The 4,783-nt window shown below is 46.9% G+C and carries 9 protein-coding genes; all 9 read right to left on the bottom strand.

Features of this window, described 5'->3' with window-relative positions:
• On the bottom strand, nt 1-259 hold a 259-nt coding region (locus KKH67_16170), incomplete at its 3' end, for a hypothetical protein (GenBank protein ID MBU1320712.1).
• A gap of 9 nt (nt 260-268) precedes the next feature.
• The gene (locus KKH67_16165) at nt 269-610 is read right to left on the bottom strand and encodes a gas vesicle protein K (protein MBU1320711.1); all 342 of its coding nucleotides are present in this window, start codon (nt 608-610) and stop codon (nt 269-271) included.
• On the bottom strand, nt 607-1,428 hold the full coding sequence (locus tag KKH67_16160; protein ID MBU1320710.1) for a GvpL/GvpF family gas vesicle protein: 822 nt from the start codon (nt 1,426-1,428) through the stop codon (nt 607-609). Before KKH67_16160 ends, KKH67_16165 begins: the two co-directional genes overlap by 4 nt.
• Nucleotides 1,413-1,673: a gas vesicle protein gene (locus tag KKH67_16155; GenBank protein ID MBU1320709.1), complete on the bottom strand. Its 261-nt coding sequence runs from the start codon at nt 1,671-1,673 to the stop codon at nt 1,413-1,415. Before KKH67_16155 ends, KKH67_16160 begins: the two co-directional genes overlap by 16 nt.
• Nucleotides 1,666-2,478: a GvpL/GvpF family gas vesicle protein gene (locus KKH67_16150; protein MBU1320708.1), complete on the bottom strand. Its 813-nt coding sequence runs from the start codon at nt 2,476-2,478 to the stop codon at nt 1,666-1,668. Before KKH67_16150 ends, KKH67_16155 begins: the two co-directional genes overlap by 8 nt.
• Before the next feature lie 22 nt (nt 2,479-2,500).
• Nucleotides 2,501-2,764 carry a hypothetical protein gene (locus KKH67_16145; GenBank protein MBU1320707.1) on the bottom strand — a complete coding sequence of 88 codons (264 nt, stop codon included), beginning with the start codon at nt 2,762-2,764 and terminating at the stop codon, nt 2,501-2,503.
• Between the two features lie 97 nt (nt 2,765-2,861).
• On the bottom strand, nt 2,862-3,086 hold the full coding sequence (locus tag KKH67_16140; GenBank protein MBU1320706.1) for a gas vesicle protein GvpG: 225 nt from the start codon (nt 3,084-3,086) through the stop codon (nt 2,862-2,864).
• Complete coding sequence (locus KKH67_16135; protein ID MBU1320705.1) at nt 3,070-3,846, bottom strand: GvpL/GvpF family gas vesicle protein; 777 nt, start codon at nt 3,844-3,846, stop codon at nt 3,070-3,072. The genes KKH67_16140 and KKH67_16135 overlap by 17 nt, the downstream gene beginning before the upstream one ends.
• A 33-nt stretch (nt 3,847-3,879) precedes the next feature.
• The coding region (locus KKH67_16130) for a GvpL/GvpF family gas vesicle protein (protein MBU1320704.1) at nt 3,880-4,783 on the bottom strand (904 nt) is incomplete at its 5' end.

Here is a 4,783-nt window from a genome sequence, read left to right as displayed (position 1 = left end):
TCGCATCGAGCCTCATGAACACTGCTGCTGTCTTTCTGCGCAAGTTCGAAACAAAACGGCAATTCCTGCAATCAAAGGTCTCATTGTCGTAGGCCGGACAAGAGACGAGCACATCCACTTCTCTGTTCAAGTTCTTGGCTAATCTAATTCTGTCTTGTGCTCCTCCGGCCAGGTTGATTCTGTCCGTAATATCCCTTAATATTCGTTCTTGTTCTCGAAATGTAATGCAGCCTATCACGGGCTCTACTACTTCACGCATCCTGTCCACCTATATCAGATCTCCCAGTGGTCCTAGATTGAGATTGAGCTCTTCGTCTTTAAGGCCAAATACCTCTTTCAGCTCTTGCATTTTGTCTTCTAATTTCATCAAAGTCTCGCCAATTCTTTCTATCTCCTCATCGGTGAGAGTGCCTCCCTCTACCCTTCTCATTGCCTGTTTTTCCATTAGCTTTCTGATCAACTCTACGACTGTCAGGACGAGTTTTGCCATTCCCTTCTCTACATTTGCAGGGTTGGCATCAATTCTCTCGCCGATAGCAGCCTGCGATTTTCCTATCTCCTTGATGAACGTCTCAGGGATATCTGTCTCGACAGTTCTATTCATTGTCATATCAAATCGCCTTGCGGACCAGGTTCATGCTGCAACGCTGTCTCAAGTACTTCTTCAGACGCAGAATGTCTTAGCGGATGAAGCCTCCCAGATAGGCTGACAAAGCTGTATGGAGGCCAGGGACCGCTAAACAAATACTTAAGATTCCCGTAGATACGCTTAGTGTTCTCGAACGCCTCCTTGAAATCGTTTTGCCTGTTTCTGTCAACCAAGTAAACCGCGTTCAAGAGCAGATTGTCGGTTTTCAGTCGTTCGAGCTTCTTTTCAACAGCAACCTGACTCAGCAAGTGATCCAGAGCTGCAACATATCTTTCCGCTTTCTCCTCGAGTTCCCTATCTGTCTTGTAGCTGCTGTATGCTTTCGTTAGAAAACGCTTCGCCGGTGAATCAGCTAATCCATTGACTGTGGCATTTCCTCCACTATGGGTAACGGCCACACGCTCTCTTATCGCTTCTCCGGACCAGATGACTTTCACCCCGAACTCCACTTTGTTGCGAAGTCTTTCCAAGTCGCGCTTGAAATCACCGTAGTTGTCCTTCATCATAGAAAGAACATCTTCTCGGATAGCGAGGACGGTACAGAACTTGACCGGCAAAACGGTACAGTTTGTCATTAGCCTCTCCACAACACGCCCATGTTCCACAGCTCTGCCCTGGGTAATGTCCCGCATCTTCCCATCCAGATCACTTACCGCCACCCCTATATCACGATAAGGAATATTGTAGATTTCAGATCCGTCCAATCCATGAATGGACTCGCCTAACTCATCGCTGGAGTCGATTATGCCGTAGATGTATATGTTCATACTACTGGCCATTCCATTGGCTCAGACTGATCGAGCGGGTCGTTATGCTGGCTCCGGATGAGCCCTCTAATTGGTGCTCCTCTTAGGCGTTCCATGGTCTCCACCGAACTAAGCAGAACCTTCAACCCCAAATAGACAAGATCCACATCAGCCACGGAGATGACGATGTCTCCGGATATGACTACGCCTTTATTCAATACTCTATCAAGAACCTCTAAGAGAGTTACCTGTTCTGATTGAGTGACCAGATCATCCATGCTGCACTTTTCCTTCTGAGAGCTGGCAGAAATTATACGGCGGCCAGGGGCCGGTACAATCGAAGCTCAAGCCTTTATGGCTATATCTTACCTTTAGATCATCAAGCACTAGTAGAAATCGTGTAACCCTGCTTTTCTCTACCAGAAAGGCAACGTTTAGAATCATTTCATCTCTTCCTGGCGTGGCTTCTCTTGGCAGCAATTCATTCCTTCGTATGGCGATACTCTTGCGGCCAAGCATATCAACACTATCTTGACCACATTTCCTGATGGCTTCCTTTGCTGCCGAGTTGATCAACTCTTCCCTTTTCTTCCTCAGAAAGAAGACCTTTCCGGGGGCGGAAGAGTTGATCAGTTTATCTATCTGCGAGAGTCCCTCGATTTCCGTGATTAGACTCTTTTCCAGTTTCTCTCTGTCACAGAAAATCTTTACTCCCCATTCCTCTGTGCCCTCTAGCTTCTCTAAAGTGTGTACCAGATCGTATGCATGCTCTGCGAGCATTGTCCTGAGTCTGTCTTCGGTCCTGAATATGGTTCCGAACTTAAAGGGAATTACGCAAGCACTTTGCATGACTCCCTCTACTATCCTCTCATGATCAGTTACTCTTGCCCTAACCCAGTCAGGGTTGGCCAGATTCCTCTTCAGATTCTCCTCATTGAATTCGCTTTCCCCAACTTTGCTGACCACGGCATGAAGCGCTTTGTGGCACACGGAATAGAGGCTGTCGGCAAAATGCTCTATGTCTGTCAGTTGTGGCACTTCTTTTGCAACACAATACAAGTATATGAGAGAATCCTCAGTCATACTGCTTCACACCTCTTGAAAGCTAATCCGTTTGCATCGGCTGATCCATTCGTTCGTAGGATTCAATTTCCAAATCCTTGCCGAGTCTAATAGTGTAGACGTTCCTGTCCTGCACTTTTGTTGGAAGGCCCAAGGATTTTAGGAAAGAACTGTCTTCATACGCTTCCGCATCGGTTTCCCATCCATCGCCGACCTTTGCGACCTTGATTACCTTCACTTCTCTTGCACTGTGAGTTCTTTGCAGAAAAGCAACAACTGCTTTTCCTACTTCCTCTACATTAGGCATTGGATCGCCCCCTTGTCTTCTGGAAGGGTTAGGGTGTGCCGTCGATCACTGTGATATCATCAAGACTTTCAGCCTTGTATTACTCATCGAATGTAAGCTATTCGTTGATAGCATCCAATCGCTCCAGGAGCTCCTTCTCCCGACTGCCGTATTCCTCCTCGCCAATCTCGTCCACTTCAAACCTGAGTTGCAGTTCCATGAGTTGCTCTTTAATGCAATCCTGTCCGGAGTATTCCTTTTGCGCGACTTCGTTAAACTTCCGGCCCAGCCATACTACACCGTTTACCGGCGCAAGCAAGATGTCATCAAGCAGAAATGCCATTCGGATATTTCTCCATCTCAATTACAAGATTAACAAAATTACATGCAGGCACCGGGCCAACATACTTAAATGATACTGCGTCGCCGAATCTCTGGTTCAGTTCCTCCACCTTCTCGTCAAACTCTCCTTCTCTGCACTTCTCCACCAGGAAGGCAGCATTGAGAATCATCATACTACCGTATGTATCATTTACCTTCATGTCGACTGATAGAGGTACAAGAGCACTTGAAATAGCCTCTGCGCAAATCTCTCTCTCTTTTTGCAGAGCGACTTCAACCTGCCGTCCGACCTCTATCAATTGATGGTGCCTCTCTTCAGGGGAGAGTGATGCGATGCCCTCTTTCGCCGCCTTTATATCGTGATATGTTCCGAGGATCTTATCATAGATAACATCCTCTTTGAAGATTGCCTTCAGTCCTAGTTCTTCTTTCCCATCGAGTTTCTTGAACAAATCCATAAATTTATCATGTTCTGCTTCCAATATCATTTTTACTTGCTGCTCATCTTTGGCAATAGTAACGAATTTAACCGGCAAAACTGTATGAGTCTTCATGGCCTCTTCGACAGTACGTTGATGACACAGCAAGTTTTCTCTTGAGACAGGATATTTCTTGATGGGGGAGTTGCTCACCTCTGCTGCCAATCCATTGGAGCAAACGGTGTGTACTTCGTCACCTCTTCCACCGATCCCTGTTGCGCCGAACGACTGAGGTGTATCTGACTCTATTATACAGTATATGTACTTACCTTCTTTTTCCATATTCCACCTGTCCCTGCTTGACCCTGGGAAGCTTCACCTAACGGTGATCAGGATCGAATTCTTCTCAAAATCTTCCTTGCAGAAAGAGTATTTGTCCTTGCTGTCCCGCTGTTCGCAGGCCTGGCCATAATCAGTAAGTATCTCGTAGGCCTTGGTTGCATCAGCAAGCTCCCTTTCTGCTTGGGGTGCATCCGGGTTGTGATCAGGGTGGGAAGAGAACGCGGCTTTGCGATAGGCTTTCGTGATCCTCTCGCTGGTTGTGAAATCACCCAATCCGAGTCTTTTCTTAGCCCAATCCAAATCTTCGTATTGCATCCTTCTCACGTCCAATGTATAGAAACTGTATGGTGGGAGCGGTCCAACGCATCTGAAGTTCAGCTTTTCCCCAAATCGAGCATTCAACTCTTCCACGGTCTTGTCGAACTCCTCTTGTTTCAGTTTCTCCAGCAGAAAGGCGCAGTTCGCCACCATCTTATCATCCATGAGGTCATGCTCACGGACAGCCTCGCTAACAGCCTTGAGCTCGCTCCGTACTCGGATGGCGTAACATTCTCTCTTCTTGTCCAAGGCCTTTTGAACCATCAATCCAGCCTTCATCTGGTCATCTACGGTCATCGCCTTGGGATTCGCCAAGAGCTGTTCTCTAAACTCCTTGATTTCTTTCTCCTCCTGGACCTCTTTTATGATCGAGGTCAGGTCACTCCAGGTAGCCACTATGTCGACTTCTACTTTATCGACCACTTTCCGCATAGTACTGGTTATGAGATCGTATCCTTTGCGAAGAACATCGATGACTTCGGCCTCATCTTCAGCAAATGTCCCTATTCTCATAGGCAAAACTGTATAGCCTAAATCCATGATCCGTTCAATGACTTTCTGATGTGTTATCAGGAGTCTCGCTACGGCATCTCTGCCTATTTTTGTGTAGTCCACTGTC

It is taken from the genome of Candidatus Zixiibacteriota bacterium (assembly GCA_018820315.1).
Classification (GTDB): Bacteria; Zixibacteria; MSB-5A5; order JAABVY01; family JAHJOQ01; genus JAHJOQ01.
Note: the sequence above shows the minus strand (reverse complement) of the source record. Positions and strands in the feature narration are given on the sequence as shown.

Coding starts and splice junctions, on each gene's coding strand:
- KKH67_16150 (MBU1320708.1), bottom strand. CDS start 2,478: ATGACTGAGGATTCTCTCATATACTTGTATTGTGTTGCAAAAGAAGTG.
- KKH67_16155 (MBU1320709.1), bottom strand. CDS start 1,673: ATGGATGATCTGGTCACTCAATCAGAACAGGTAACTCTCTTAGAGGTT.
- KKH67_16160 (MBU1320710.1), bottom strand. CDS start 1,428: ATGGCCAGTAGTATGAACATATACATCTACGGCATAATCGACTCCAGC.
- KKH67_16135 (MBU1320705.1), bottom strand. CDS start 3,846: ATGGAAAAAGAAGGTAAGTACATATACTGTATAATAGAGTCAGATACA.
- KKH67_16165 (MBU1320711.1), bottom strand. CDS start 610: ATGACAATGAATAGAACTGTCGAGACAGATATCCCTGAGACGTTCATC.
- KKH67_16140 (MBU1320706.1), bottom strand. CDS start 3,086: ATGGCATTTCTGCTTGATGACATCTTGCTTGCGCCGGTAAACGGTGTA.
- KKH67_16145 (MBU1320707.1), bottom strand. CDS start 2,764: ATGCCTAATGTAGAGGAAGTAGGAAAAGCAGTTGTTGCTTTTCTGCAA.